The 26334-nt window shown below is 66.6% G+C and carries 30 protein-coding genes; 13 read left to right on the top strand and 17 right to left on the bottom strand.

Annotated features, from left to right (window positions below; translation table 11 throughout):
* Window positions 1-92: 92 nt before the first annotated feature.
* From ACYQ8K_RS07495 to ACYQ8K_RS07465, 7 genes are read right to left on the bottom strand one after another with little or no spacing between them, the layout of a single operon-like run.
* On the bottom strand, window positions 93-923 hold the full coding sequence (locus ACYQ8K_RS07495) for an acyl-CoA dehydrogenase family protein (protein WP_459967847.1): 831 nt from the start codon (window positions 921-923) through the stop codon (window positions 93-95).
* Window positions 924-926: 3 nt separating this feature from the next.
* Window positions 927-2024 (bottom strand): acyl-CoA dehydrogenase family protein, encoded by a 1098-nt coding sequence (locus ACYQ8K_RS07490; protein ID WP_459967846.1) that lies wholly within the window; start codon window positions 2022-2024, stop codon window positions 927-929.
* Between the two features lie 17 nt (window positions 2025-2041).
* Entirely contained in the window at window positions 2042-2497 is a 456-nt protein-coding gene (locus ACYQ8K_RS07485; RefSeq protein WP_459967845.1) for a nuclear transport factor 2 family protein, read from the bottom strand.
* Window positions 2469-3707 (bottom strand): metal-dependent hydrolase family protein, encoded by a 1239-nt coding sequence (locus ACYQ8K_RS07480; RefSeq protein ID WP_459967844.1) that lies wholly within the window; start codon window positions 3705-3707, stop codon window positions 2469-2471. The genes ACYQ8K_RS07485 and ACYQ8K_RS07480 overlap by 29 nt, the downstream gene beginning before the upstream one ends.
* Window positions 3708-3710: 3 nt before the next feature.
* Entirely contained in the window at window positions 3711-4034 is a 324-nt protein-coding gene (locus tag ACYQ8K_RS07475; RefSeq protein WP_459967843.1) for a hypothetical protein, read from the bottom strand.
* On the bottom strand, window positions 4018-5295 hold the full coding sequence (locus tag ACYQ8K_RS07470) for an aromatic ring-hydroxylating oxygenase subunit alpha (RefSeq protein ID WP_459967842.1): 1278 nt from the start codon (window positions 5293-5295) through the stop codon (window positions 4018-4020). Before ACYQ8K_RS07470 ends, ACYQ8K_RS07475 begins: the two co-directional genes overlap by 17 nt.
* A 17-nt stretch (window positions 5296-5312) precedes the next feature.
* The gene (locus tag ACYQ8K_RS07465) at window positions 5313-5831 is read right to left on the bottom strand and encodes a carboxymuconolactone decarboxylase family protein (protein WP_459967841.1); all 519 of its coding nucleotides are present in this window, start codon (window positions 5829-5831) and stop codon (window positions 5313-5315) included.
* A 386-nt stretch (window positions 5832-6217) separates the two neighbouring features.
* On the opposite strand from ACYQ8K_RS07465, the gene ACYQ8K_RS07460 reads away from it, so the two are divergent.
* The 9 genes from ACYQ8K_RS07460 (at window position 6218) to ACYQ8K_RS07420 (ending at window position 13971) form a co-directional block, all read left to right on the top strand.
* Window positions 6218-7516 carry an amidohydrolase family protein gene (locus tag ACYQ8K_RS07460; RefSeq protein WP_459967840.1) on the top strand — a complete coding sequence of 433 codons (1299 nt, stop codon included), beginning with the start codon at window positions 6218-6220 and terminating at the stop codon, window positions 7514-7516.
* Between the two features lie 127 nt (window positions 7517-7643).
* Window positions 7644-8810: an acyl-CoA dehydrogenase family protein gene (locus ACYQ8K_RS07455; protein WP_459967900.1), complete on the top strand. Its 1167-nt coding sequence runs from the start codon at window positions 7644-7646 to the stop codon at window positions 8808-8810.
* On the top strand, window positions 8807-9634 hold the full coding sequence (locus ACYQ8K_RS07450; protein WP_459967839.1) for an enoyl-CoA hydratase/isomerase family protein: 828 nt from the start codon (window positions 8807-8809) through the stop codon (window positions 9632-9634). The genes ACYQ8K_RS07455 and ACYQ8K_RS07450 overlap by 4 nt, the downstream gene beginning before the upstream one ends.
* 2 nt (window positions 9635-9636) lie before the next feature.
* Complete coding sequence (locus ACYQ8K_RS07445; protein WP_459967838.1) at window positions 9637-10791, top strand: thiolase family protein; 1155 nt, start codon at window positions 9637-9639, stop codon at window positions 10789-10791.
* 127 nt (window positions 10792-10918) lie between these two features.
* Entirely contained in the window at window positions 10919-11533 is a 615-nt protein-coding gene (locus ACYQ8K_RS07440) for a TetR/AcrR family transcriptional regulator (RefSeq protein ID WP_459967837.1), read from the top strand.
* Window positions 11530-12036, top strand: coding sequence for a hypothetical protein (locus ACYQ8K_RS07435; protein ID WP_459967836.1), 507 nt, complete (start codon window positions 11530-11532; stop codon window positions 12034-12036). Before ACYQ8K_RS07440 ends, ACYQ8K_RS07435 begins: the two co-directional genes overlap by 4 nt.
* A gap of 164 nt (window positions 12037-12200) precedes the next feature.
* Entirely contained in the window at window positions 12201-13472 is a 1272-nt protein-coding gene (locus ACYQ8K_RS07430; protein ID WP_459967835.1) for a cytochrome P450, read from the top strand.
* Window positions 13469-13660, top strand: a complete 192-nt coding sequence (locus ACYQ8K_RS07425) for a ferredoxin (RefSeq protein ID WP_459967834.1) — start codon at window positions 13469-13471, stop codon at window positions 13658-13660. Before ACYQ8K_RS07430 ends, ACYQ8K_RS07425 begins: the two co-directional genes overlap by 4 nt.
* 26 nt (window positions 13661-13686) lie before the next feature.
* The gene (locus ACYQ8K_RS07420; protein ID WP_067165397.1) at window positions 13687-13971 is read left to right on the top strand and encodes a DUF1330 domain-containing protein; all 285 of its coding nucleotides are present in this window, start codon (window positions 13687-13689) and stop codon (window positions 13969-13971) included.
* A gap of 3 nt (window positions 13972-13974) precedes the next feature.
* On the opposite strand, the gene ACYQ8K_RS07415 is transcribed toward ACYQ8K_RS07420, so the two are convergent.
* From ACYQ8K_RS07415 to ACYQ8K_RS07385, 7 genes are all read right to left on the bottom strand, one after another.
* Window positions 13975-14175: a ferredoxin gene (locus ACYQ8K_RS07415; RefSeq protein WP_065031025.1), complete on the bottom strand. Its 201-nt coding sequence runs from the start codon at window positions 14173-14175 to the stop codon at window positions 13975-13977.
* 10 nt (window positions 14176-14185) lie between these two features.
* Window positions 14186-15391: a cytochrome P450 gene (locus ACYQ8K_RS07410; RefSeq protein WP_459967833.1), complete on the bottom strand. Its 1206-nt coding sequence runs from the start codon at window positions 15389-15391 to the stop codon at window positions 14186-14188.
* A 112-nt stretch (window positions 15392-15503) separates the two neighbouring features.
* Window positions 15504-16304 carry an NAD(P)-dependent oxidoreductase gene (locus ACYQ8K_RS07405; protein ID WP_459967832.1) on the bottom strand — a complete coding sequence of 267 codons (801 nt, stop codon included), beginning with the start codon at window positions 16302-16304 and terminating at the stop codon, window positions 15504-15506.
* Entirely contained in the window at window positions 16301-17116 is an 816-nt protein-coding gene (locus ACYQ8K_RS07400; protein ID WP_459967831.1) for an NAD(P)-dependent oxidoreductase, read from the bottom strand. The genes ACYQ8K_RS07405 and ACYQ8K_RS07400 overlap by 4 nt, the downstream gene beginning before the upstream one ends.
* On the bottom strand, window positions 17116-18066 hold the full coding sequence (locus ACYQ8K_RS07395) for an alpha/beta hydrolase (protein ID WP_459967830.1): 951 nt from the start codon (window positions 18064-18066) through the stop codon (window positions 17116-17118). The genes ACYQ8K_RS07400 and ACYQ8K_RS07395 overlap by 1 nt, the downstream gene beginning before the upstream one ends.
* On the bottom strand, window positions 18063-19718 hold the full coding sequence (locus ACYQ8K_RS07390; RefSeq protein ID WP_459967829.1) for a thiolase C-terminal domain-containing protein: 1656 nt from the start codon (window positions 19716-19718) through the stop codon (window positions 18063-18065). The genes ACYQ8K_RS07395 and ACYQ8K_RS07390 overlap by 4 nt, the downstream gene beginning before the upstream one ends.
* 138 nt (window positions 19719-19856) lie before the next feature.
* Window positions 19857-20180, bottom strand: coding sequence for a hypothetical protein (locus ACYQ8K_RS07385; RefSeq protein WP_459967828.1), 324 nt, complete (start codon window positions 20178-20180; stop codon window positions 19857-19859).
* 184 nt (window positions 20181-20364) lie between these two features.
* Here ACYQ8K_RS07385 and ACYQ8K_RS07380 point away from each other — a divergent pair, with 184 nt between their 5' ends.
* From ACYQ8K_RS07380 to ACYQ8K_RS07370, 3 genes are read left to right on the top strand one after another with little or no spacing between them, the layout of a single operon-like run.
* Entirely contained in the window at window positions 20365-21288 is a 924-nt protein-coding gene (locus tag ACYQ8K_RS07380) for an NAD-dependent epimerase/dehydratase family protein (protein ID WP_459967827.1), read from the top strand.
* A gap of 11 nt (window positions 21289-21299) precedes the next feature.
* Window positions 21300-22043 carry a hypothetical protein gene (locus ACYQ8K_RS07375; protein WP_459967826.1) on the top strand — a complete coding sequence of 248 codons (744 nt, stop codon included), beginning with the start codon at window positions 21300-21302 and terminating at the stop codon, window positions 22041-22043.
* A gap of 12 nt (window positions 22044-22055) precedes the next feature.
* Window positions 22056-23012 (top strand): LLM class F420-dependent oxidoreductase, encoded by a 957-nt coding sequence (locus ACYQ8K_RS07370; RefSeq protein WP_459967825.1) that lies wholly within the window; start codon window positions 22056-22058, stop codon window positions 23010-23012.
* Here the strand turns inward: ACYQ8K_RS07370 and ACYQ8K_RS07365 are convergent, their stop codons facing one another.
* The 3 genes from ACYQ8K_RS07365 to ACYQ8K_RS07355 are packed head-to-tail and all read right to left on the bottom strand — an operon-like array spanning window position 23013 to window position 25813.
* Window positions 23013-24188 carry an acyl-CoA dehydrogenase family protein gene (locus tag ACYQ8K_RS07365; RefSeq protein ID WP_459967824.1) on the bottom strand — a complete coding sequence of 392 codons (1176 nt, stop codon included), beginning with the start codon at window positions 24186-24188 and terminating at the stop codon, window positions 23013-23015. It lies immediately after the preceding gene.
* A 27-nt stretch (window positions 24189-24215) separates the two neighbouring features.
* Window positions 24216-24512, bottom strand: coding sequence for a ferredoxin (locus ACYQ8K_RS07360; protein ID WP_459967823.1), 297 nt, complete (start codon window positions 24510-24512; stop codon window positions 24216-24218).
* Entirely contained in the window at window positions 24509-25813 is a 1305-nt protein-coding gene (locus ACYQ8K_RS07355; protein ID WP_459967822.1) for an NADH-ubiquinone oxidoreductase-F iron-sulfur binding region domain-containing protein, read from the bottom strand. Before ACYQ8K_RS07355 ends, ACYQ8K_RS07360 begins: the two co-directional genes overlap by 4 nt.
* Before the next feature lie 36 nt (window positions 25814-25849).
* Here ACYQ8K_RS07355 and ACYQ8K_RS07350 point away from each other — a divergent pair, with 36 nt between their 5' ends.
* On the top strand, window positions 25850-26323 hold the full coding sequence (locus ACYQ8K_RS07350) for a hypothetical protein (protein ID WP_459967821.1): 474 nt from the start codon (window positions 25850-25852) through the stop codon (window positions 26321-26323).
* Window positions 26324-26334 lie beyond the last annotated feature (11 nt).

The raw sequence follows: 26334 nt of genomic DNA, 5'->3' as shown, positions 1-26334 counted from the left end.
CGGTTGGTCGCCGCGCCCAGTCTGCTCCGAGCCGCGCCCGCGGGACAAGAAACCGGGTGCACCGGCGGCCCGACGGCCTCTGGGGGCGCCCGTTACAGCTGCGCGAGCCGTGGCGCAGATCCGGCCTCCACCACCGCTTTTCCGGCGGCACGCGTCAGTTCGCGAGAGCTGCCCAGCAGCCCGTCGAGAATCAGCGACCGCTTGACGTGGTGGTGCAGCGGATGCTCGGCGGTAAAGCCGATGCCGCCCAGCACCTGCTGGCAGTGGCGTGCGGAGGTCAGCGCGGCCTGGCCGGCCGCGGCCTTGGCCAGCAGGGAAGCGAGTCCCTGCGGGTCGTCACACTCCGTGGCGGCCTGCAGTGTGGCCTCGGCACCTTCGATCGCGACGAGCGTCTCGGCCAGCCGGTGCCGGATCGCCTGGAACGAGCTGATGTGCCGGCCGAACTGAACGCGGTCCAGGGCGTGCTGGCGGGCGAGTGACAGCATGGCGCGGCTGGTGCCGACCAGCCACCACCCCATGGCCCGCCAACCCGCCCGCAGTGCGGCTGACGGCAGCGGATCGTCTTGTGGCACATGATGTATCGGCAGCAGCTCGTCGATCGCCGAGCCCGGATGGTCGCGGCGCTCCCAGAGCACCCAGGAGCCGCCGGCGAACGGCAGCGGCAGCGTGCCCCCGGGCGCGTCGCCCGCCGCGCGCAGCATCACATCGTTGAGGACGGGGGCGTGCGCGCCGGTCTCACCGAGCAGCTTGAACACCAGAGGGATTGCGACGTCGGGCATTTCGTCGAGCATGTCGCGCCAGCCAAGGTCGGTCAGGGCCGCGTCAAGCTTGGCTCCGGAGGCGGCGCTCATCGTCGTGCGCAACGAGTCCGCCAGCAGGCGCAGCGATTCGGGGTCTGACTCAGTGTCTGCCGAGGGCGCCACGGTTCACTCCTTCCCGAGGTCGAGCAGCCGGCGGGCGATGATGTTGCGTTGGATCTCGGCCGTGCCGCCGTAGATCGTTGCCGCGCGCGAGTACAAATATTCCGAACGCCACGGCGTGTCTTCGAGCTCCAGCGTCCCGGGCAGCACGTCGCGGACGGTGTCGTAGAGCCGTTGCTCGGCGGAGGCCAGCAGCACCTTGTCGATGGAGGTGTCGGGTCCCAGGCGGGCCCCGTCGCGCATGCGGTGCTGAGTGGCACGCGACCGGCAGCGCAACGTGTGCAGCGCGAGATAGGCTCCGCCGAGCGCGGATTCGTCGGGCTCGGCGGTTTTGGACTCTGCTGCGATCAGGTCGTCGAAACGCGAATAGAGGTAGGCGATGCGCTGCCAGAAACAGGCGGAACGCTCGAAGGGCAGCAGGTCCATGGCCAGTCGCCAGCCATCCCCGGGCTTGCCAAGCATGCGGCTGGCCGGGATCACCACGTCGTCGTAGTACACCTCGCAGAATTCGTCGACGCCGTGCATCGTCCGCAGCGGGCGGACGGTGATGCCCGGCGTATCGAGGTCGACGAAGAACGCGGTGATGCCGTCGTGCCCGGGTGCGGTGCGAGTGAGCAGGACGCACCGGGTGGAGAACTGCGCGAAGCTGGTCCAGACCTTTTGGCCGTTGACGATCCAGTTATCGCCGTCTTGGACCGCGCGGGTGGTCAGCGATGCCAGATCGCTACCCGACCCCGGCTCGGAAAAGCCTTGGCACCATTGCTCTTCGCCGCTGAGCAGGCGCGGCACCATCTCCTTGGCGAGCTCCGCCGGCGCGTAGTCGATCATCGTGGGCGCGAGCACCTCGAGCATCGAGTAGGGGCCGGGTTCGGCCAGCCGGCGGCCCACCACCTCTTCGCCGACGATCGCGCGCAGCACCGCGGGGCCGCCCAGCCCACCGACCTCGACCGGCCAGCCGAACCGCATCCAATCGGCGTCGTAGAGCGCACGGCTGACCCGGGCGAACTGCCGCATGTGCCCCTGCAGCGTGTGGTCGGGCTCGGGGGTCAGGTCGTTGTCGTCTAGCCACGCGCGCAGGTCGGCCCGGAACTGCTCGACATTCACTTCGATGGGTCGGCTCCTTAAGTCGTTGCCTGGGCCGCGGAGTCACCGGCGGGACGCCCGATGGCGTGCGGGCGTCCGGAGTCGTGCACACCGCTGCGGCGGATGAAGGTCATGGCGCGGGTCTTCAACCGCCAACCGTCGGCGGTTCGCAGATAGGTGTCGCGGTAGTAGCCGATCCGCATGTCGTGGGTGGCGTGATCGATGAAGCACAGCGGCTGGGTGCCGCTGGCCGCATCCCCGTCCAGGTCGACCACCGCGGTTCCGGTGAGAAACAAGCCCTTTGGGGCTGCCGCCACCAATTCCGGGAATCGGCTGAGGCTGTAGGTCTCACCGAAAGCGCTGTAGGTGCCGTCGGGAGTGAACACGGCGACGAGGCCCTCGATATCCCCCTGGGTGATGGTGACCGCGTAGCGGCCGAGCAGCTGCTGGATCTCGACCAGGTCGTCAGTTCTGCTGGGCTGATTTGTCGACATAAACCTTGCCGCCTTTCATCACGAAGCCGACGTTGCGGGTAACGGTGATGTCTTCCAACGGGTTTCCGGGTACCGCGATGATATCGGCGAGCTGGCCCGTCGCGAGGCGCCCCCGGTCGGTGACATCGATCAGGTCGGCCGCGGTCGTGGTGGCGGCCCGCAGCACCGCCAACGGCGGCATGCCCCATTCCACCAGCGTGACGAGCTCGTCGGCGTTTTTGCCGTGTGGAATGGCGGGGGCATCGGTGCCGACCGCGATCTTCACCCCGGCCTCGTAGGCGGCCTTGATCGACGTTTCGGCCTTGGGGAACATCTCGGCCGCCTTGTCCTGCAACGCCTTCGGGGCGCGAGACACGTCCATCGCCTGGGCAAGTCGACGGGTGGTCACCAGGAACCTGTCGTTGTCGACCAGCATTTGGATGGCCTCGTCATCCATCAGGAAGCCGTGCTCGATGCAGTCGATACCGCACGCGACCGCGTGCTTGACCGCTTCCGCTCCGTGGGTGTGCGCGGCGACGCGCAGCCCGCGCCGGTGCGCCTCGTCAACGATCGCGCGCAGTTCCTCGTCCGAATAGTGTTGTGCGCCAGCCTCACCGGTCAGTGACATCACGCCGCCGGAAACGCACACCTTGATCAATTGGGCGCCGTGCTTGATCTGATAGCGCACGGCTTTGCGGATCTCGTCGACCCCGTTGGCGATGCCTTCTTCGATCGTGAGCTCGAGTGCGCCCGGCATGAACGCGGCGAACATCGTCGGGTCCAGATGCCCGCCGGTGGGTGTGATCGCGTGGCCGGCCGGGACGATTCGCGGCCCTTCGACCCACCCCGCGTCAATGGCCTTGCCCAGCGCCACATCGAGCAGGTAGCCGCCGGTCTTGACGAACAGGCCCAGGTTGCGCACGGTGGTGAAACCGGCGCGCAGGGTGCGTCGGGCGTTGCCGATCGCGCGCAGCACCCGCGTCGGCGGGTCGTCCTGCACCTGGGACAGCCCGGGCGTCTCGCCGCGCCCGCCCATCAGGAGGTTTACCTCCATGTCCATCAGACCCGGCAGCAGAATCTGGTCGCCCAGATCGATGACAGTGTCATCTGGGCCCGTCGGGCCCGAACCCCCGACGCCGACTATCCGATCGTCGTCAATCTTCAGGATGCCGGGCCGAACGATCTCGCCGCTGTCAACGTCGAGCAGCCCTGCGGCCTTGAGCGTCAGCACGTGTCAGATCACCGGCTCCCGGATCACTTCGACCCATGCCGCGCCGCTGTCGGGTACCCGCGGCTGCTTCCACGCCTCGATCGGGAACGACACCATGACCAACGACTGCATCATGTGCATCAGGCTCTTCGCGTCGTCCGGCAGGTCGTCCAGCGGGAACTTGTCGCAGTATGCGATAACGTCGTTCAGCTTCGGGAACGCGACGTCGTAGAACGCCTGCATCTCGGCCATCGTCGAGGCCAGCCGCTTGGCGTAGCGCTCGGGCTCGGTGGCCAGATCCCACTCCAAATAGGGCTCCAGGTCGGCGAATTCAGACGGTAGCGCCATTGCGCTGGTACTCCTTCACGTAGTTACTGGTCGTCTTGTGCAGGTGGCGGATCAGAACTTCCTGGTCGCACAGCAGGAATTCCTTGACCGCCCGGGTGCCGATCATGGTCTGGGTCGCTTCCAGGGTGTTGGCGTCCTGCAGCGCGTACTCCTTGAACGTCACGGCGGCCAGCTCCTGGGCCAGGCGCTCCCGCGCATTGCGGGGCGGCACGAAGTACAGCGTGGACTCGAAGATGTGCTTGTCGACCGCTGTAGGCCAGTAGTGGTAGGTGAGGAACCAGCCGGGCTCCCAGATCAGCAGCATGAAGTTCGGGTAGAAGAGCCACGAGTCGATACCCCACTGCGGCACCCGCTTCACGTTGACACCCGGTGGCAGCTCGAGGTTTTCGATGATCTCCGGCTTGTCCCACGGACCGAACAGACCGCTGCGCAGCACCTGGTCCATCGGCTTCACCATGCTCATGTCCACTGGCGGAGCCTGCCCACCCCACGTCGATTGCAGGTTGTGCGGGCCGGCCAGTTCGTAATGCAGCGCCTCGTAGCCGAACTTCTGGATCTTGGCGGCTTCTTCCTTGGTGTACTGCCCCTGGTGCAGGATCGGCGCGTGGTAGAACTCGACGAACGCGTCGATGAACAGCTTCCAGTTGCTGCCGACCTCGGCCCGGTAGGAATAGGTTTCCGTCATCTCGCCGAACGGGTAGCCCTCGATGCTCTTGGCCAGCGGCCCGAGGTAGTCGATCAGCGGCGCCGCGTTGTCGTCGAAGTTGATGAAGATGAAGCCTTCCCACACCTCGCAGCGGACCGCGGCCAGGCCGTAGTCGCTCTTGTCGACATTGAAGAACTCTTCCGGCTGCTGAATGAAGGTCAGGTCACCGTCGAGGCTGTAGCGCCAGGCGTGGTACTTGCAGGTGAACTGCCGGCAGGTGCCGGAGGTCTCCTCGTTGGGAAAGTCGTTCCACACCAACTTGTTTCCGCGGTGCCGGCAGACGTTGTGGTACGCCTTGACGGTCCCGTCCTTGGTCTTGGTGATGATCACCGAGGTGCCCTTGCCGGCCGACGGCAGTTCCCTGGTGAAGTAGCTGCCGGTGCGGGGGAGTCGCTCGACACGGCCGACGTTGAGCCAGGTCCTCTTGAAGACGGCTTCGCGCTCGGCTTCGAAGAACGCCGGATCGATGGAGTCGGTGTAGTCGACCGGCTCGGTCCCCAGGTCGGGGTAGTTTTCTGTCCAGCTGCCGGCGGCTGGCTTGGGGAAGTGCGGCAACGTTCTTACCTCTCTCGTCAGTGCTGTTCGGCGTGTTCGAGCTGAATGCCAAAAGTGTTGAAGGCCATGGCCAGCAGGGCGTAGCAGCCAACCGTGAAGACGAAATCCATGCGTTGCTGGTCATTGAGATGCTCACCGAGCGCCGCCCAGGTCTGGTCGGACAGCTCCGATTTCTCGTCGAGCTCGTCGACCCCGGCGATCACGGCCTGGTCGAACGTGTCGGCGGCCTCACCCCTCTGCAGGGCCGCGATTTGATCGTCGGTGATCCCTTCGTCCTTGGCCATCCGCACGTGGTGCGACCATTCGTAGGCGCACTGCCGGCGATGGGCCATCCGCAGGATGGCCAGCTCGCGGATGCGTGGCGGCAGGGTGGACGTCATCAATAGGTGGACGTTGAATCGGAGAAACGACTTGGCCAGCGCGGGGTGGTGAGCCAGCGTGGAGAGCGCGTTGTTGGTGTCCGCGCCCCGCATGGCCGAGAGCGCCTGCCGGGTCGCCTCGTCCCACTGGTCAGCGGGCAGCGGCTGCAAGCGCATTAGCAGTGTCCTCTCGGTGAAAGAGAATCAGATTCTCATTTGCAACTAACAGACTGGCACGAAACGCTCGTCCGGTCAATGCCGACGCGTCGCGCGGGTAGGAGGGCGTCGGCATCTGGCGCGCGGCCCGGCCAGGCGGCTCAAAACTCGGCGGCGTCCTCCGCCGGCATGTCGTGCCGCGTTCTACCTCATTGCATTGCCCCTGGGCGCCGGGAAAGTCGCCGCTTTGCTAGGCCGCTGGTCAGGCGGCTTGAGCCGACCGCAGCAACTGCTGGATGTTGATTCTCGTCTGGCGAGAAGATAGTTTTCATTTTAGTGATCTTGGCATGGGACAGCGATTCGCCGAGGCTGCAATCGATCCACTGGATCCGATGGAAGGGACGGCCATGAACAAAGAAGACATGATCCTGATCAGCGTCGACGACCACACCGTCGAGCCGCCTGACATGTTCAAGAACCACCTTTCGAAGAAGTATCAGGACGACGCTCCCCGGCTGGTGCACAACGCCGACGGTTCGGACATGTGGAAGTTCCGCGACACCGTCATCCCCAACGTGGCGCTCAACGCGGTGGCCGGACGGCCCAAAGAGGAGTACGGCATCGAGCCGACGGGGCTCGACGAGATCAGGCCGGGCTGTTACAACGTGGACGAGCGCGTCAAGGACATGAACGCCGGCGGCATCCTGGCCTCGATCTGCTTCCCCTCCTTCCCGGGCTTCGCGGGCCGCCTGTTCGCCACCGACGACAACGACTTCTCGATCGCGCTGGTGCAGGCCTACAACGATTGGCACATCGACGAATGGTGCGGCGCCTACCCGGCGCGGTTCATCCCGATGGCGATACCGGTCATCTGGGACGCCGAGGCGTGCGCCGCCGAGGTGCGACGGGTCGCCAAGAAGGGTGTGCACGCCCTGACCTTCACCGAGAACCCGGCCGCGATGGGCTATCCCAGTTTCCACGACGACTACTGGGCCCCGCTGTGGAAGGCGTTGTGCGACACCGACACCGTGATGAACGTGCACATCGGTTCCTCGGGGCGGCTGGCGATCACCGCGCCGGACGCGCCGATGGACGTGATGATCACGCTGCAACCGATGAACATCGTGCAGGCCGCCGCCGACCTGCTGTGGTCCAAGCCGATCAAGGAATACCCGGACCTCAAGATCGCGCTGTCCGAGGGCGGAACCGGCTGGATTCCTTACTTCCTCGAGCGCGCGGACCGTACCTTCGAGATGCACTCCGCCTGGACGCACCAGGACTTCAAGGGCAAGCTGCCCAGCGAGGTCTTCCGCGACCACTTCCTGACCTGCTTCATCAGCGACAAGGTCGGTGTGGCGCTGCGCAACGAGATCGGCATCGACAACATCTGCTGGGAAGCCGACTACCCGCACAGCGACTCGATGTGGCCGGGCGCGCCGGAAGAGCTCTGGGATGTCTTGTCCATCAACAACGTTCCCGACGACGAAATCAACAAGATGACGTTCGAGAACGCCATGCGGTGGTACTCGTTCGACCCGTTCACGCACATTTCGCGCGAACAGGCGACGGTCGGTGCGCTGCGCAAATCCGCCGAGGGGCACGACGTGTCCATCAAGGCCAAGGGCCACGATAAGGACAGCCGGGGCGGCTCGTCCTTCGCGGATTTCGCGGCCAACGCCAAAGCCCTTACCGGCAACAAGGACTGAACAACACGTCGCCGGAGGGCAAGTGCGCCCGTGGCGGTCGCAAGCGCGGCGCAGCCGGGCGCAGCGGGCCGACACTGAATGCCGGTGCATGTCGATCGAAGGAGAATGAGCAGTGCCCGGCGCTGGAATGAACTTTGAGCTGACCGATGACCAGGAATTGATCCGTCGGTCTGTCGCGGAGCTGGCGCGCAAGTTCGACGATCAGTACTGGATGGAAAAAGACCAGGCGCACGAATTCCCGACCGAGTTCTACCGCGCCATCGCCGATGGCGGCTGGCTGGGAATGACCATCCCCACCGAATACGGCGGCCACGGACTGGGCATCACCGAGGCGACGATCCTGCTCGAGGAGGTCGCCAAGTCGGGCGGCGCCATGAACGCCGCCAGCTCGATTCACCTGTCCATCTTCGGCATGCAGCCGGTCGTGGTGCATGGCTCCGCTGAACTCAAGGCCCGGACGTTGCCCGCCGTCGCGACCGGTGAGGTCCACGTCTGCTTCGGTGTCACCGAACCCGGTGCCGGGCTTGACACTTCGCGTATCACCACGTTCGCCAAGCGTGACGGAGACAAGTACATCGTCAACGGTCGCAAGGTCTGGATCTCCAAGGCACTGGAGTCCTCCAAGATCCTGCTGCTGACGCGGACCCAGAGCTACGACGAGGTCACCAAGAAGACCGACGGGATGACGTTGTTCCTCACCGACCTCGATCGCAGCCGCGTCGACATCCGCCCGATCCGCAAGATGGGCCGCAATGCCGTCAGCTCCAACGAGTTGTTCATCGACAACCTCGAGGTGCCGGTCGAGGACCGAATTGGCGAGGAAGGCAAGGGCTTTCAGTATATCCTCGACGGCCTCAACCCGGAGCGGATGCTGATCGCGGCCGAGGCCCTCGGCATCGGCCGGGTGGCGCTGGACAAGGCGGTGAAGTACGGCAACGAGCGCGAGGTCTTCGGTCGGCCCATCGGCATGAACCAGGGATTGCAGTTCCCGCTCGCCGATTCACTGGCCCGCCTCGATGCCGCCGAGCTGATGCTGCGCAAGGCCACCTGGCTTTACGACAACGGCAAACCGTGTGGGCGCGAGGCCAATACGGCCAAGTATCTGTGCGCCGACGCCGGTTTCACCGCGGCGGACCGGGCGCTGCAAACCCACGGCGGCATGGGGTATGCCGAGGAGTACCACATCACGCGATACTTCCGCGAGGCCCGGTTGATGAAGATCGCGCCGGTCAGTCAGGAGATGATTTTGAACTTCCTGGGAGCCAATGTCCTGAAGTTGCCGAGGAGCTATTGACCACAACCGATGGCCCCGTGCTGCTTTCGGAAGACCGCGACGGGGTACGCACCCTCACGCTCAACCGGCCACGCCGCAAGAATGCGATCAATCCGGAACTGTGGCTGGCCCTGCGAGACGCGCTCGATACCGCGGGCCACGATCCGGGCGTGCGCGCCCTGGTGATCACCGGTTCCGGGGGCAGTTTCTGCTCCGGCGCGGACATCTCGACTCCCGAGGACATTCACCCCAAGTACAAGCTGCAGCGGTTGACCGACGTCGCGCTGGCCCTGCACGAGCTGTCCGTGCCCACCATCGCCAAGGTGACCGGGGTCGCCGTCGGTGCGGGTTGGAACCTGGCGCTGGGCTGCGACCTGGTGGTGGCCACACCGGAATCGACGTTCTGCCAGATCTTTTCCAAACGTGGCCTGTCGATCGACCTCGGCGGTTCCTGGCTGTTGCCCAAAATCGTTGGCCTGCAACAAGCGAAGCGGCTGGCGCTGCTGGCGGACACGATAGATGCCGAGGAGGCGTGCGCCCTCAACCTGGTGACCTGGGTGGTGTCGGCCGCGGAAATCGACGTCTTCGTCACGGATCTCGCCAACCGCTTGGCCGCCGGCCCGCCGATCGCGCTGGCCCACACCAAGGCGTTGCTGAACGAGGGCGCCGACGGCACCCTGCGTGAGGCGCTGGCCAACGAGGCCCGCGCGCAGGGAGTCAACTTCGCAACGGCCGACACCGCCGCGGCCTATGCCGCTTTCGCGCAGCGGCGGGAGCCATCGTTTACGGGTCGGTGGGCCCTGTCAAAATCTGATGTGAATTCGGGCGAGAAGCAATCGGAGTAGATATGCGTGAAACAGTCATCGTCGAGGCCGTGCGTACACCGGTGGGGAAGCGCAACGGCGCGCTGTCCGGCATGCATGCCGCCGACCTCTCCGCGGTAGTCCTGACCGAACTCATCGAACGCACCGGCATCGGTCCCGACATCGTCGACGACGTGGTCTGGGGTTGCGTGTCCCAGGTGGGCGACCAGTCCAGCAACATCGGCCGCTACGCGGTCCTGGCCGCCGGTTGGCCCGAGACCATCCCCGGCACCACCGTCAACCGCGCCTGCGGGTCCAGCCAGCAGGCGCTGGACTTCGCCGTGCAGGCGGTGATGTCCGGCCAGCAGGACGTCGTCGTCGCCGGTGGGGTCGAGGTCATGAGCCGCGTTCCGCTCGGTTCGGCCCGGGCCACCGGTATGCCGTACGGCCCGAAAGTCCTTGCCCGCTATGACGATTTCTCCTTCAACCAGGGTCTGTCCGCGGAGATGATCGCCAAGAAGTGGGGATTCTCGCGCACCCGGCTCGACGAATTCTCCGTCGAATCCCACGAGCGCGCTGCCGCGGCGCTGGATGGCGGCGCATTCACCGAGCAGATCGTGCCGGTCTTCGTCGACGGGGCCGACAACAACGTCTTCACCGCCGACGAGGGCGTGCGGCCCGGCAGCACCGTCGAGAAGCTCGGCACGCTCAAGCCGGCCTTCGCCGAAGACGGCGTCATCCACGCGGGCAACTCCTCACAGATCTCCGACGGCGCCGCCGCGTTGCTGGTGACCACCGCCGAGATGGCGGTCGAGCTGGGCCTGACCCCGATCGTGCGGTACCTGGCGGGCGCCGTAACCGGGGCGGACCCGGTGCTGATGCTGACCGGCCCCATCCCGGCCACCGAAAAGGTGCTGAGCAAGGCCGGCGTCGCGTTGTCCGACGTGGGTGTCTTCGAGGTCAACGAGGCATTCGCGCCGGTGCCGCTGGCGTGGCTGGCGGAGACCGGGGCGGATCCGGCCCGGATGAATCCGCTGGGCGGCGCCATCGCGCTGGGGCACCCGTTGGGCGCGTCCGGCGCGGTCCTGATGACACGCATGGCGCATCACATGCGCGACAACGGGATTCGTTACGGCCTGCAGACCATGTGCGAGGGCGGTGGGACCGCCAACGCCACGTTGGTGGAGCTGGTCAGCTGACGGCGGCAGCCCGACGCGCGTAAAAGTGTGCACCGCGTGACCCTTGTCACAGCGGCCAAACTAACCTACTGTGTGTTCACTAGGTTGGTTTTCCGGCGTCGCAACAACTTGGGTTGAGGGGGTTCTGGTGCCCGTCGCACGGCGGTACGACACGCTCCTCGCCAAGGGCGAGGACCGCAAACAGCGGATTCTCGACGTCGCGCAACGCCTGCTCACCCGCAACGGCTGGCGCAGCACGACGCTCGCCCAGATCGCGGGCGAAGCCGGCGTCACTCCCGCGGGGCTGCTGCATCACTTCGAATCGAAGGAGCAGCTGCTGCACGCCGTGCTCGATGCCCGCGATCTCGACGACGACACCCACGCCGACCGGACCGGCGACCTGTTCGACCAGATCGCCGCGGTCGCGGACCGCATCCACCGGGCGCCCGAACTGGTGGGCACGTTCACGGTGCTGCTGGTCGAGAACATCCTGCCCGAGGCACCGCTGCACGACCGCATGCTGTCCCGGTACCGCGCCGCGACCGACATCGTCGCCGAGCTCATCCGTCGCGGTCAGGCCGACGGCCGGTACCGCGACGACATAGACCCCGCCGTCAAGGCAGTAGAAATCCTCGCCTTCGTCCACGGAATGGAAACGACATGGTTACTCGATCCTTCGATACCGCTAGCCGACGCGTTCAAGCAGTACGCCGAGACGCTGGCGCGGGATTTCGCGCCCCCGAAGAAGTCCGAGACGACATGAGGTACCGGCTGGACGTCGTCGCCGCCACCGTCGTCGACGTGGTGAGATTCGCCGGCGGCTGGATCTTCGACCGCTCGATGGCGGGCTGGGACGTCACCGTGCTGGTCGCCGACCACCCCGACGACCGGCCGCTGCAGATCATCGGCGCCCGGGTGCTCGACCTCGAGGAGGCGCTGGCGTCGGTGCACTCGCGGCCCCGGCCACAGGCCCTGGCCGCCGCGGCGGACCTGTTCGGCTGCGATGCGCGGGTGCGCCAGGGCGTGCTGCAGGCCCTCGATCACGGCGTCACCGAGGTCACGCTGTGGGGGGAGAGCTGGCCCTCCGAGCTCGACGAAAGCGTCGGCCTGGTGCAACACCAACTGAGCACGGCCGCGCAGACGTTCAAGGCCCAGGCGTTGGCGGCCGCGGCGGCGCCGCACGCCCCGGTCGGCCATGTGGAGACCTTCCGCAGCGGGCTGCTGGCGTGGCCGTCGGTCGCCGCCGACCTGGTGCCCGCCAGCTAGCTGCGCGGCCCGGCAAGCGCGCCACCACACAGACCGGCCGCTTGCGTGGGGCGGTCCGGCGCCGGGGCAGGGGCCCCGTCGTTGACGCCCACCAGGCCGTGTGGAAATGTAATACTCATCCGCGAGAGGCACGTTCTCACTAGCCGAGATTCAAGGAGCAGGAGATGGCGAAGGAATTCTCCGAGTTGGACTTCTTCCGCGGCACCGAGCTCATCGAGAATCCCTACCCCTACTACGAGGCGCTGCGCGAGCGCTGCCCCGTCACGCGGGAGAGTCATTACGACGTCACCATGATCACGGGTTGGGACGAGGCCTGCGCGGTGCTCAACGACGCCGAGACGTGGTCCTCGTGCATCTCGGTCACCGGCCCGTTTCCCGGCTTCCCGGTCCCGATCGAGGGTGACGACATCACCGAGCTGATCGAGCAGCACCGCGACGAGCTGCCCTTCAGTGACCAGCTGCCCACGCTCGATCCGCCGACCCACACCAATCACCGCTCCCTGATGATGCGGCTGATCACCCCCAAGCGCCTCAAGGAGAACGAGGACGCCATGTGGGCGCTCGCCGACCAGGCGCTCGACGACTTTCTCGCGCCGGGGCGTGGCGAGTGGATCAAGGGCTTCGCGGGGCCGTTCACGCTGCTGGTCATCGCCGACCTGCTGGGCGTGCCGATGGAGGACCGTGACAAGTTCGTCAAGGGCATCGCTGAGCACGCGGGTGGCGGCATCGGGGGCACCAAGGGGTCGCTGGCCCACAGCCCGCTGGAATTCCTCTACGGCCTGTTCTCCGACTACGTCCGCGACCGCCGCAGCGAACCCCGCGACGACGTCCTCACCGGGCTGGCGACCGCGACCTACCCCGACGGCTCGATTCCCGATGTCGAAGACGTGGCCCGCGTCGCCAGCAACGTCTTCTCCGCCGGCCAGGAGACCACCGTGCGGCTGCTGGGTGCGTCCCTGCAGACCCTCGGCGAGCGCCCCGACATCCAGGCGCAGTTGCGCAAGGACCGCAGCCTCATCCCGAACTTCATCGAGGAGTCGCTGCGCCACGAGAGCCCCGTGAAGGGGGACTTCCGGATGAACCGCAGGCCGGTCAACGTCGGCGGCGTCGACCTGCCCGCCGGCACCACGGTGATGATCGTGCAGGCCGCCGCCAACCGCGATCCGCGCCGGTTCGAAGACCCCGCCACCTTCGATCCGGCCCGCAAGAACGCCCGTCAGCACATCTCGTTCGGACGCGGCATTCACAGCTGCCCGGGCGCGCCGCTGGCGCGGGCCGAGACCCGGGTGGCGATCGAGCGGTTGCTCGACCGCACGACGGACATCAGGATCGACGAGAGCGTTCACGGGCCGGCGAATGACCGCCGCTACCAATATGTTCCGACGTACATCCTGCGCGGCCTGACCGAACTGCACCTGGAGTTCACGCTCGCATGAAAGTTTGGGTAGACGACCAGAAGTGTCGCGGTCACGGCATGTGTCTCACGCTGTGCCCCGACGTGTTCAGCCTGACCGATGACGGCTACGCCGAGGCCATAGACTCCGACATTCCAACGGAATTGGAGGCCGCGGCGCAAGAGGCAATCCAGTGCTGTCCCGAGCAGGCGATCAGCGAAAATAACTAATACACAGGCAGGCAAGGAGATTCGGCGTGGCAAAAGGTTATGTCATCCTCACCGAGGCGATCAAGGACCCGGAAGGCATGAAGGCATACGCGCAAGCCGCCGGATCGGCGATGAGTGGCGCCACCATTCTCGCGGTGGACACCGCGCCCAAAGTCATCGAAGGCGACTGGCACGGCGACCAAACCGTGGTCCTGGAATTCGAATCGGTGGATGCCGCCCGGGCGTGGTACGAGTCCGAGGGCTATCAGAAGGCGGCGAAATTGCGCCAGTCGGCGGCCGACTGCAACGCGGTCATCCTCTCCGGATTCTGATCGCTACTCTCCGACGATGGAAATCGCCTGCCGGGGGCATTGACGGACGGCCTCGCGCACGTCGGCCTCGTTCTCCGGGGTGACTTCTTCCTGGTGGACCGTCAGCATGTCGTCGTCGCCGAGCTCGAATATCTCGGGGTTGATGCCCATGCAGACGCCGTTGCTCTCGCAGAGTCCCCAATCGACTTCGATCTTCTTCGTCACAGCGATCCCCTTATCGAAGCACCTTGACGGGCACGTTCTTCCAGCCCGCGACGTTCTGCATGTTCACTCGTTTGCACCCCGCCCAGTCCACTTCGTAGCGCGGCATGAAGTCGAGCAGCCGCTCCAGCGCGATCCGGCTTTCCAGGCGGGCCAGCGCGGCGCCGAGGCAGCTGTGGATGCCGTACCCGAGTCCGAGGTGCTGCGCCTCGGTCTGGTCACGCTCGATGTCGAAGGTGTCGGCGTCGGTGAACGCCTCCGGGTCGCGATTCGCCGCGGCGCCGCAGAGGAATACGGGTTTGCCCGGAGGAATCACGCCACCGCTGACGTGGGCCTCTTTGAGGGTGTAGCGGACGTTGTATTGCACCGGTCCCTCGTAGCGCAGTAACTCTTCGACGGCCCCGGGGATCTTGTCGCGGTCCTCCTGCAGCTTCTGCCACTGGTCGGGGTGGTTGGCGAAGATGACCGCCGCGTTGCCCATGAGTTTGGTGACTGTCTCGGCGCCCGCGCCGCCCAGAAGGGTTGCGAATCCGCAGATCTCGATGTCGTCGAGCTTGCGCAGCTCGCCGTCTTCGCCGGGGATCTCGGCCGCGATCAGCCGGCTGATCATGTCTTCCTGCGGCTCCTGGCGCCGCTCCTGGACCAGGCTGAAGTAGTACATCGCCGTGTCGATGTTGGCCTGCATGCCGGCTTCGCTGATCTCGATCTGTCCCGGCTCGTGATGCAGGCTGGTGTCGATCCAGTGGCGGACCTGCTGGCGGTATTCCTCCGGCACGCCGGCCATCCGGGTGATGACCTCGACCGGGAACGGTCCGGAGAAGTCCTGCACGACGTCGAAGTTGTCGGAGTCGACGGCGCCCAGGTACTTGTCGATCACCTCGATGATCGTCTCGCGCTGCGATTGGATGGCCCGCGGAGTGAACGCCTTGTTGAGCAGGCTGCGCATGTGGCGGTGCTCCGGCGGGTCCATGAAGATGATCGACTTCTGCTCGGGGGAGATGCCCCGGCGCACCATCGCCAGGTCGCAGCCGCGCGCCGACGAATACGTCTCGAAGTCCTTGAACGCGGCCGCCACGTCTTCGTGACGCGTCAGCGCGTAGAAGTCCTCCTTCTCGTCGTAATACAGGGGCGCGTCCTCGCGCATCCGTCGATAGATGTCGAACGGATTGTTGAAGTAGTCCTCGGAGTACGGGTCGAAGACAACCTTCGCTTTTGTCACTGAATCCTCCTCAGCGGCGAGGTCGGGCTGAAACCTTTACAGCGGAGTCCCCGACTGTAACGCTAACGGTAATACCTTCGTGACGAACCGGAAAGACCAAAACGCTGGCATTTCAAACCCTCTTCGCGAAGTCGACCTTCTCGATGACGTGTTCCAGCGCACCCAAGCCGCCACCCCGTTCCCCGGCGATGCCGCGGACGACGGCCACGTCTTTACCCACGAAGCCGCCGGCGACCTCGACGAACGACGCGACGGAACCGCCTGCCGCGACGAGGTCCAGTACGCGGCTGGTCGCGCTGCCGTGCTGTAGGGCGGTTAGCAGCGTCGATTCCGGCAGGCCGAGGCGCTCTCCCAGGCGGATCGACTCGGCGAGCAGCCCGATCTGCGCGGCGAACAGCGCGTTGTTGACGAGCTTCACCTTCTGGCCGGCGCCCCTCGGCCCGACGTGCAGGACGGGATCTCCGTAGCAGCCCAGAAGCGGTCGCACCCGGTCAACCGCTTGGTCGGCGCCGCCCACGAACAGCGTCAGCCGGCCGGCCTCGATGTCGTGCGGCCCGCCGCTGACCGCGGCGTCGACGACGTCAACCCCGTCGGCGCGCTCGGCGATGGTCTCGATGGTGTCCGGGTTCGCGGTGGTGTGCACCACCAGCGCCGAACCGGTTCGCATGCTCGGCAGCAGCGCGCTGTCCAGGCAGACATCCCGCACCTGTTGGTCGGTGAACACGCAGAGCACCACCACATCGGCGTCCGCACCGGCCTCGGCCGCCGCGTTGACCGCCCGCGCGCCCAGTTGCTCGAGCTGACGGCACTTTTCGACCGTTCGGCCCACCGCGTGAACGTCGTGTCCGGCCGCCAGCAGACGGCCCACCATGGGGCGACCCATCCGCCCCGCGCCGATGAATCCGACCCTCACCGTGGGTGGTCCATCAGGGCCAGCGCCGCGTCGGCCGCATCGAGCACGGCGCCGCCGTTGGCCCCGACGCGGTCGGCGAGGTCGACCACCAGCCGGACGTCCTTCTGCAGCAGGCCTCCCGCGACACCGGCCAGCCGATCCAGGCCGCCGATACCGCCGAGGGCGTTGAGCGCGAAGCTGTTTCCGCTACTGCGGGAGACCACCTCGGTGAGACGGTCCGGCTCGACGCCCAGCTCTTTGGCCAGGGACAGGGCGGCGGCCGCCGTGGCCAGGTTGGCGGTGAACAACAGGTTGTTGAGCAGCTTCGTGGTTTGTCCGGAACCCAGCTCACCGAGGTGAACGACCGGATCGGCATAGGTTTCGAAGACCGGACGACAGCGCTCGACGACCTCGGACTCGCCACCGACCATCACCAGCAGCCGGCCCTCGGTCGCCGCGCCTCCGCCTCCGCTCACCGGCGCGTCGATGACGGAAACACCCTGCGGGGCGGCCTTGTTCGCAAGCTCTCGGCAGGTGTTCGGATGCACGGTGCTGTGGACGGCGATGACGCTGCCGGGTTGCATCGTCGTCAATAATCCGTTCTCGCCGCAGGCGAGTTCGTCGATGTCGGCATCGCCGATCACGCAGAGGCACACTAGATCAGTTGTCGCGGCCAGTTCGGCCGGAGAGCCGGCGAGTTTCGCCGGCGTGTCGGCGAACGCCTCGAGGGCCTCCGGCCTGCGCGCCCACAGTATGGTGGGGTACCCACCCTCGGCGATCCGCCGCGCCATGGGCCCGCCCTGGCTGCCCAAGCCGATGAATCCGACGCGCATCAACCGGCCTCCTCGTCCGCCGAGCGTGACATTGCCGCCACGTTCGGGCTCGAAAGTGACTGTGGCGTCGTATTCGAGGAGCCGTCTGGGCGTGAGGCCGCCTCGGCCACGCATTCCCGCACGAAATCAAGGACTTTCGAGTGATAGGCGGGGGCGGCGTGGCTGAGGCTGATGTTGTGCCCGGCGTCCGGCTGTCGATGGACGACGAACCGCGGCGCCCCGGTGAACAGGGCACCGACCTCGGCGACCGCCGCATCGTCGGCCTGCCAGACCTTTTCGTGCTCGGCGATGCTGTAGTGCACCGGGACACGCACGCCGGGCGCGAGCTCCGGGAAGGTCTGGCGCGCCCAGTCCGACACCATCTGGTCCTCGTATGACGGAGCCGACGGCGAAACCGTCGCGCCGCCGAGGACCTCGGCCGGATAGAGTTCCTCTGGGCTCCACAGCAATTCGCGCATACCCGACGGGCGACGTTCGCGGGTAGCGGTTTTCAGTATCTCCTTGGCAGCGGCGTGGTAGTGCCGGCCGGTGCCGGCCAATTCGATGCCGAGCAGCTCGGCGCCGCGCTCGTCGGCGGCCATCCGTATCGTCAGCTCGCAACCGCCCGAATGACCCCACACGAATACGCCCGCGCCCCGCGGTCGTTCGCCGAGGATGCGATCGACAGCACCGTAAGCCAGGTTGACGCGCTGTTCGCCGGAGATCATCGCTTCGGGATAGGGCGCCGAGCTGCCATAGCCGGGCCGATCCAGGGCCAGCACGGTGAATCCTGCTGCCGAGCCGGTCCGGGCGAGGGAATACGACGGCTGGCCCGGGCAGTCGAAATACATTGCGGTGGTACCGCCCCCGTGAATCGCCACGATCACGGCCCTGGGGTCCTCGGCGTCGGCGACCAACGCCGACATCGGCACCCCGTCCACGATCACCAGCCTCGGGCGCGGCGTACTCATCCGTCGGCCCGCAGCAAGAGCACCCCGCTGGGAGTGAGGCCGCCACTGCTGACCACACCGACGCGGGCGTCGGCGACCTGGCGGTCACCGGCCTCGCCGCGCAGCTGGGTGATCGCCTCGTGCAGGAGTCCCATGCCGTGCGTGCGGCCGTGCGAGAGTTGGCCGCCGTGGGTGTTGAGCGGCAACAGGCCGTCGCGCGCAATGTTCTTGCCGCCGTCCAGGAATTCCTTGGCTTCGCCGATTCCGCAGAAACCCAGCGCCTCGATCCAGGACAGACAGTTGAAGGAAAAGCCGTCGTAGAGCTCGGCGACGTCAACGTCGCTGGGCCGCAGCGAGGTACGCGTCCATACGTGTGCCGCCTGCCCCAACACCTGGGGCTCGTGGGTAAGGGTGCTCTGGTCCCAGTCGAGTCGCTCGACGATCTGCGTACCTACCGCCTCCACCAGCACCGGCGGCTTGGCCAGGTCGCGGGCGGCGTCGACGGCCGAGACGATGACGGCGATGGCGCCGTCGCATGGCACGTCGCAGTCGTACAGCCCGAACGGCGTGGTGATGGGCCGCGCGTTGAGGTAGTCGTCCATCGTCATCGGTGTCCGGTAGATGGCGGTCGGGTTGAGTTCGGCGTTGGCGCGCTGGTTCAACGCGATCCAGCCCAGCGTTTCCCTGGTGGTGCCGTACCGGTGAAAGTGCCGCTGCGCGTTCATCGCCAACGTGTGCGCCGCCGACGTCGCGCCGAATGGCATCTGCCAGCCCGACATTCGGCCCATCGACGGGGTGATCTTGCCCTGCTTCATCAGCTCGCCGTTGGTGGCTTCCCACAGCGTGCGAAAGCACAGCACGTGGCGCGCCAGCCCGCAGGCGACCGCGAGCATCGCGGCGATCACCGAACCGCCCGGGCCGAACGTCTCCATGGCGCCGTTGTGCCAAGTCGGGCGGATGCCGAGCGCGCCCTCGAGGGCGGTGGTGCCGCCCTCCCCGAAGCCGCCGACATTGATCGCGCCGGGGTAGGTGGACAGGCCGTCGATGTCGGCGTAGGTCAGGCCGGCGTCGGCGATGGCCGCTTCGCATGCCTGCACCGTCAACGCCAGCGGCAGCTGCATCAACCGGCGCCCGATCGGCGATGCGCCGATCCCGGTCAGCGCGACCTTGTCCTCGAACTTGTCGGCGGTCAGCATCGGCCGGACGTGCTCGCCGAACCGCTCCGGCGCGATCTCGTCGTCCGGCAAGGGGGCGGACTGCCCGTCGGCGCTCGGCTTGAACAGCGGAAACCACACGTCCTCGACCTGCTCGAACACGACCTCGACCTGCTGGCCGAGTTCGAGCTGATCGGGTTCGCACTCGACGATGTTGGTGGTCAATCGCACCCGGGGGTCCTCGGCGATCGCCACCTGCGCGATCACGTAGGGCGCCGCCAGGCCGGGCAGGCTGAATCGCTCGTTGATGGTGAATCCGGCGAGCGTCGCCCTGCCCGAGACCTCCCGTACGCCCACATCGAGCGAGCGGCAGTATCGGCAGACCGGCGCCGGTGGATGGATCAGCGATGCACAGGCTTTGCATTCCTGCAGCCGTAGTTTTCCGTCCGCGCCCGAAGTCCAGAAAAACTCGTTCTCCTGCGTGACCTGGGGCAATGGGCGGCCCGGTGCTGCTGACACGTCACCTCCGGGGGTCGCATGGCCGGCCCGGTAGGGCCATTATGCAAATCGGAGAATTACGTTATCACTCCAGCCAGGCGCGATCCAGACGCGTTGGCAGCGCTCGTGACGCAGGTCGGGTGAGATCGGCGCCCGCCGTCAGTACGGCACCCAGGTGCCGGTGAAATAGGTGCCCCATTGGTGAAAGCCGGCATTCCACATCGGTTCGTTCGGTGACCACCATGGCCGCGGCGGGGGCGGCGGTGGCACGTCCTGTGCGGCAAACGGCGGTGCATACGCGGGCGGGGATGCATACCACTCCGGCAACGCCGGAGGTGGTTTGCATTCGAACGTCGACACATTCCACGACATATTGGGATCGCACTGCGCCGAGCTGATTGCCGGCGTCGCGATCACCGCGACAGTCATCGCGACGAACGCGACAGCAATGACAGCGGTCAGGCGACCAAATAACCACCTCATGGCGGGCCTCCCCATTGGGGCCGTTCCGGTCCCGGCTGGTGCCAGCTTATTCCGTCGATTCCGCCGTGACCAGAGGAAACACTCGGCGCGACGCAACGCCGCGCCCGGTCGTCGTGGCGTTTCCTGCCGGCCGGAGGTTATGCTCGCTCCGGCGATATCAAGTACTTAACATTCGGAGGGCTGGTTGCTCGACGCACAGAAGGTCCTGATCACCGGGGCGACGGGCAAGATCGCGTTTCCGATCGCGCGTGCCCTGGCGGCGGCGGGCAATGAGGTGTGGGGCGCCGCGCGCCTGAAAGATCCCGCGGCCCGACAAAAACTAGTCGACGCTGGGATCAAGCCCGTGGCGCTGGATGTCAGCGCCGGCGACTTCTCCGCTCTCCCCAACGATTTCACCTACGTCTTTCATGCGGCCGTGGACCCGGGCACCGACGACTGGAGCCGATGCGTTGAAACCAACGCACACAACTCCGGCGAACTGCTCCACCACTGCCGCGCCGCAACGGGTTTCGTTTTCTGCTCCACCGGGTCGATCTATGCCTATCAGGGCCGCAGGCCCCTGACCGAGACCGATCCCCCGGGGGCGCCGCTGCGGGCGAACTACAGCTTCTCCAAGGTCGCCGCGGAAGCGGTGTGCACCTGGATCGCCAAGCGCTACCGGATTCCGCTGACCATCATCCGGATCTGTTCGACATACGGCCCTCAGGGCGGTGCGCCCGCAGACCGCCTCGATGCGATGTTGGCGGGCAAGCCCATTCGGCTGCATCCCGACAAGCCGAACAATTACAACCCCATCTACGAAGACGACTACGTGAAGCTGGGCATCCGCGCGATGGAAGTCGCCGCGATACCGCCCGTCGTGGTGAACTGGGCCGGGAGCGAGACCGTCAGTGTCGAGGAATACTGCGCGTTCATGGGTGAGCTGGTGGGTGTCGAGCCGATTTTCGAGTACACGCCCGAGGCGCACACCCCGCTATGGCCGGACGTGAGCCACATGCACGACGTTCTCGGCCGCACCCAGGTGCCCTGGCGCGAAGGGTTCCGGCGCATGGTCGCGGCTCGCCATCCCGAAATCGCGCTGCCAGAACACGATTCGACGAGACCCTGAGGACTGACGCCATGCAGCTGCCCGGCACACCATCGGACGATGTCGCCGAGATACTCGCCACCGGCGGTGGCGAGATCACCACCCTGTTCGTCTCGATGGCGACCCGGCACCCCGACGGCAAGGACGCCGAGTACCTGCGCTGGCACAGCCTGGACCACCGCCCCGAGCAGCACCGGCTGGCCGCGGTGCGCGCCTCGTTGCGCCTGGTGTCCACACCGGACTGTCGTGCCGCACGCGCGCTCAGCGGCGGCCCCTTGGACGCGGTCGACCACGTGATGACGTACTTCTTCACCGACACGGCCGGGCTGCAGGATTTCAATGAGTTGTCAACGGCGTTGGGCAATGCCGACCGCAAACTTCCGCTGCTGCCACCGGTGGAGCGTGGCGTGTACGAGGTGCAACGCAAGGCGGCCGCGCCGCGCGTCAGGGTCGGGTCCGACGTCCTGCCCTGGTTGCCCGTGCGCGGCGCGTTCGTATTGGTCGAGCGCGGATCGGCACCGCCGAACCCGCTGCTGGAGGTCGACGGTGTCGCCGGTGTCTGGTCCGCGCTGTCGCGCCGGGTCGACGCTAGCCTGGCCAGCGCCCGGGAGAACCAGACGATCACCTACTGCTTCCTCGATGACGATCCCATCGCCACCGCCGAACGGCTGCGCCCGGTGCTGAAGGACCGCTGGGTCGAATCGGACATCGAACCTCTTTTCGCCGCACCATTTTTCGCGGTCGTCCCATACGAGTGGGATCGGCATGTGCCATAGGGAAGGGGCAACGTGCGCGTCGGCTTGATGGTTGGTTCCGACAAGGAGCGCTCGCGCGCGGATCGGCTAGCCGGGCTGATCGCCGATGGTGTCGCGGCCGAAGGCGACGGGTTCACCGCGTTCTGGATGCCGCAGGTCCCCGGCTACCTCGACGCCATGACCGCGGTGGCCCTGATCGGGCAGGCGACCGATCGCATCGAGATCGGAACGGCAGTCGTTCCGATTCAGACTCGCCATCCGATGATCATGGCGCAACAAGCCCTGACCACCCAGGTCGCGTGCGGCGGGCGGTTCACGCTCGGCATCGGGCCCTCGCATCACTGGATCGTCAACTCGCAACTGGGCTTGCCCTACGATCGCCCGGCGCACCTGATGAGGGATTACCTAGCCGTGCTCGACGCGTCCTTCGCGGGACCGGGGACTGTCGACGTCGACAACGAAAACTATTGCGTCCATTCGCCGGTCGACGTCACGGACGCCTTCGGCATGCCGGTGCTGTTGTCGGCGCTCGGGCCGACCATGCTGCGTCTCGCCGGCGAGCGGGCCGATGGCACCATCCTCTGGATGGCCGACGAGCGGGCAATCGGAGACCACGTCGTTCCGCGCATCACCGCGGCGGCCGAACGGGCCGGGCGGGCCCCGCCGCGGATCGTCGCCGGTGTTCCCGTCGCGCTCTGCTCGGACAGCGAGGCGGACGACGCTCGCTCCTACGCGAGCGAGGTGCTCGGGCACGCGGACTTCTCGCCGAACTATGTCCGACTGCTGCAGCACGGTGACGCCGAAGACGTCGGGGACACGATGGCGGCCGGCGACGAGACGGCCGTCCTGGATCGGCTGCGCCGATATCGGGACGCGGGCGTCACCGACCTGGCGGTGCGAATCGTGCCGCTGGGCAAGGACATCAGCGAGCGGGTTACATCGCGACGCCGGACCCAGGAGTTCCTGTCGTCGCTATGTCCGGGGCTGTGATCAGCGTGACGGCAGTCCGAGCACGCGCTGGGCGATGATGTTGCGCTGGATTTCCGACGTGCCGCCCGCGATGGTGCCCGCGTAGCTGCTGATGTAGCGCGCGAACCAGCTGGCGGTGAAAAGGTCAGGCGCGTAAGGGTTGTACGGGGCGGTCAGCATTCTGTCGGGTAATCCGTCGACACCGGCCGCGTCGAGCGCGTGCCGCAGCGCGCTCTGCTCGGCCTCCGAACCGAAAACCTTCAGCACGGACAACGCGGCCATGTCCACTTCACCGCGGGCCGCTCGGCCCAACGCGGCCGATCCGAGCAGCCGCAACGCGTAGTAGTCCATCACGATGGTGGCATAGTGGTCCGCGTTCACCTCGTCGGCGGGGCGGTAGTCCTCCAGCAGTTGCTCGAGCCGGTTTGCGAAGGCCATCCACATCAGGGTGCGCTCGTGACCGAGCGAGCCGTTGGCGACCTGCCACCCGCCATTGAGCGGGCCGACCAGGTTGTCCGCGGGCACCCGGACATCGTTGAAGAACACCTCGTTGAAGTCCAGCTCGTCTGAGTCATAGACCGAGGGGAAGGGGCGACCCACCACCCCGGGAGTGTCGGTCGGGATGAGCAGTGCGCTGATTCCCTTGTGGCGGGGAGCGTTTGGGTCGGTGCGCACGAAGGTCAGGATCACATCGGCGTCATGGGCTCCGGAAGTCCATACCTTCTGTCCGTTGACCACGAACTCATCGCCGGCCAACTCCGCCTTCGTGCGCAGCCCGGCGAGGTCAGAGCCGGCTCCGGGTTCGCTCATTCCCAGCGACGCGGTCTTGTCGGCGCGCAGGATCGGAACGGCCCAACGCCGCTTCTGCTCCTCGGTGCCGAAGGACAACAGCGATGCCGCGATGATGCCGACGCCTTGGGGATTGAAGCAGTGATAGATCCGGCGCCGTGACAGCTCCTCGCGATGCACGAACTGCTGCAGGATGTTTGCGTTGCGGCCGCCGAATTCCGGTGGGTTGCCGGGCAGTAGCCAGCCGTGGTCGAACTGGAGCCGCTGCCAGCGACGCGACCATGCGGGCACGTGCGAGGTCGACGAGGGACGCTCCGCGGCTTGAGCCTGCGTCGGCAGGTGTTCGGTGAGGAAGCTGACGAACTCGGCGCGAAACGCTTCCACGTCGGCGTCAAAGGTCAGTTGCACGGCATTACATCTCCGGGCGGGGACCACTCAGCGCGTGAATCCCCACTCCGCCTCGTTCTCTTCGGTTTTGAGGTGCTGGGCCGGATCCTCGGTGTCGGCGAGGGGCGGCGCAGATGCGCGCGAGGTCCGCTGACCGATCTCGGTGATGGCATGCACGGGGCAGTCGAGCAGCGCGCGCATGACCGCATCGCGATCCGGCTCGGCCACCGTGCCGTCCCCGATCAGCGATGCGTAGCCCCAGTCGTCCAGCGAAAAATAGCCCGGAGCGTGCTTGGCGCAGATGCCGAAGCCGTCGCAAATGGTGCGGTCCAGACGGATTTTCATGCTTGCCTCACAGGTTCCGCCTCGTAGGGACGGTCCGCGCGGAACGCGTCGCGGGTGCAGTCCGCACAGGTGCCGTCGAGATGTGCGGCGACTTCGTCCGGGAACTGATCGAGCAGGCTGGCGGCGATGTTGGTGGCGGCATCCAACGTCGCGCACGCGCCGCGTCCGCGCAGCAGCACCGACCAACGGCGCAACCGTTCGACGTCCTCCGTCGTCGCGGCGCCGTCGCGCAGCGCCCCGGCCGCCGCGGCCATCGCCGCCGTTCCGTTGAAGCACGACCCGCATTGCCCGGCGTTTTCGCGGTCGAAGTACGCGAGCACCGATGCCGCCACCGCAACGGGGCAGTCGTCGGTGATGACCGAAATCGCGCCGCAGCCCAAACCGCTGCCGACGCGTCGCATCGTCTCGTGGTCCAGGGTCGTCTCCAACACGGAGCGGTTGAGCAGGCCGGCGAAGTAGCCGCCCATCAACGCGCCTCGCACCCGGTCGGCTGGAACACCGTGCAAGGTAAGCAATTCGGTGAACGCCAGGCCGTGCGGGAGTTCGTAGAGCACCGGCGGCTTACCGGCCCCGGTGATGGTGGCCAGGAAGGTGCCGGGCGACAACGTCGTGCCTTGCGACCGGTAATCAGCCGTGCCGTGGACCTGCAGGTAGGGCAGGTTCGCCAGAGTCTCGACGTTGCTTACCAAGGTGGGCCGGTCATCGACTCCCGCTTCGAAGGGCCGCGGCGGTTTGTCGGTCGGCTTGGCCGGGCCGCCGTTGATCGCCCGAACGGCGGCGGTCTCCTCGCCGGCGACGTATCCCGGCTGCACGGTGAGCATGTCGATGGTGACACCGAGCGCGTCGGGACCCAGTTCGTCCAGCGCGGATTCGACGCTGTGCGCCGCCTCCGGGTCGGACACGTAGATACAGGCGCGGTCAGCGGCGACGATCGTCGCGGCGAGGCGCAGCCCGTCCAAAACAAGATGAGGGCGATTGCGCAGCAGCCAGCGGTCCTTGGCCGAAGCCGGTTCTCCCTCTTCGCCATTCGCGACGACCACGGGAACGCCCAGCGAGCGTCCGTTGTCGCGCACCGTTCGCAGCTTTACCGCAAGGGGAAACGCCGCACCGCCACGCCCGATCAGGCCACTGGAATCGATTTCGCTCAGGAATGCGTCGGGGTCGGCAAGCGGGCGGTAGCCGCCGAGCTTGCGGTAGGTCGCCAGATCTTCGCGGGCCTGGGCGGCGTGCTCACTCAGCAGCCGCGGTGAGCACCCGGGGATGGTCGCGGTGGTGATGGTTGTGGACTCGGTGGTGTTCAAAGCTGGCCTGCCATCGTCTTAGTTAGGCTTGCGCACATGCGAACTGCGGTGGTGCGTGTCAACGTCGACCCGGACAGCGTGCTCACGCCCGCACAACTACGTGACGGCATGGCGGCTCTCCTCGAACTGGTGGCCACGGCCGGCGTGGGCGTGGTCGAGAACGACCTCGTGTCCATGCCCGCACACCGCCGCGAGGTCGAACTGCTCATTGCGGCCGACGACGGCGGCACGGCCAGAGACACGGCGATCGGATTGTGCGCCAGCGCGTTCGGCGGTGCTCCCGTTCCAGGCGTGATCACATTTGTCAGCCGGGGCACCGACGACGACGCGCACGGGGTCTTGTCCGCGTTCGGGTTGACCGGCGACATCGAGCGGACGCCCGGCGATGACGGATTCGACATCGTCCATGTGACGCTGCGGGAGTCCGACCTCGAGCGGATTCCGGAAAGCCGGGTTCACACGGCGCTGGAGGCGTCGCTCAACTGTGAGGTCCACATCCACACTCGGTAATGCACCGTTTC

This window comes from Mycobacterium sp. MUNTM1 (assembly GCF_054660795.1).
The sequence above is the reverse complement of the archived record's forward strand: the minus strand, read 5'-3'. Positions and strand labels throughout refer to the sequence as shown.

Excerpts from the sequence above, each read along its gene's own strand:
- ACYQ8K_RS07485 (WP_459967845.1), bottom strand. The coding sequence starts at position 2,497 with ATGTCGACAAATCAGCCCAGCAGAACTGACGACCTGGTCGAGATCCAG.
- ACYQ8K_RS07475 (WP_459967843.1), bottom strand. The coding sequence starts at position 4,034 with ATGGCGCTACCGTCTGAATTCGCCGACCTGGAGCCCTATTTGGAGTGG.
- ACYQ8K_RS07465 (WP_459967841.1), bottom strand. The coding sequence starts at position 5,831 with ATGCGCTTGCAGCCGCTGCCCGCTGACCAGTGGGACGAGGCGACCCGG.
- ACYQ8K_RS07460 (WP_459967840.1), top strand. The coding sequence starts at position 6,218 with ATGAACAAAGAAGACATGATCCTGATCAGCGTCGACGACCACACCGTC.
- ACYQ8K_RS07455 (WP_459967900.1), top strand. The coding sequence starts at position 7,644 with ATGAACTTTGAGCTGACCGATGACCAGGAATTGATCCGTCGGTCTGTC.
- ACYQ8K_RS07445 (WP_459967838.1), top strand. The coding sequence starts at position 9,637 with ATGCGTGAAACAGTCATCGTCGAGGCCGTGCGTACACCGGTGGGGAAG.
- ACYQ8K_RS07435 (WP_459967836.1), top strand. The coding sequence starts at position 11,530 with ATGAGGTACCGGCTGGACGTCGTCGCCGCCACCGTCGTCGACGTGGTG.
- ACYQ8K_RS07430 (WP_459967835.1), top strand. The coding sequence starts at position 12,201 with ATGGCGAAGGAATTCTCCGAGTTGGACTTCTTCCGCGGCACCGAGCTC.
- ACYQ8K_RS07425 (WP_459967834.1), top strand. The coding sequence starts at position 13,469 with ATGAAAGTTTGGGTAGACGACCAGAAGTGTCGCGGTCACGGCATGTGT.
- ACYQ8K_RS07400 (WP_459967831.1), bottom strand. The coding sequence starts at position 17,116 with ATGCGCGTCGGATTCATCGGCTTGGGCAGCCAGGGCGGGCCCATGGCG.
- ACYQ8K_RS07395 (WP_459967830.1), bottom strand. The coding sequence starts at position 18,066 with ATGAGTACGCCGCGCCCGAGGCTGGTGATCGTGGACGGGGTGCCGATG.
- ACYQ8K_RS07385 (WP_459967828.1), bottom strand. The coding sequence starts at position 20,180 with ATGAGGTGGTTATTTGGTCGCCTGACCGCTGTCATTGCTGTCGCGTTC.
- ACYQ8K_RS07375 (WP_459967826.1), top strand. The coding sequence starts at position 21,300 with ATGCAGCTGCCCGGCACACCATCGGACGATGTCGCCGAGATACTCGCC.
- ACYQ8K_RS07360 (WP_459967823.1), bottom strand. The coding sequence starts at position 24,512 with ATGAAAATCCGTCTGGACCGCACCATTTGCGACGGCTTCGGCATCTGC.
- ACYQ8K_RS07350 (WP_459967821.1), top strand. The coding sequence starts at position 25,850 with ATGCGAACTGCGGTGGTGCGTGTCAACGTCGACCCGGACAGCGTGCTC.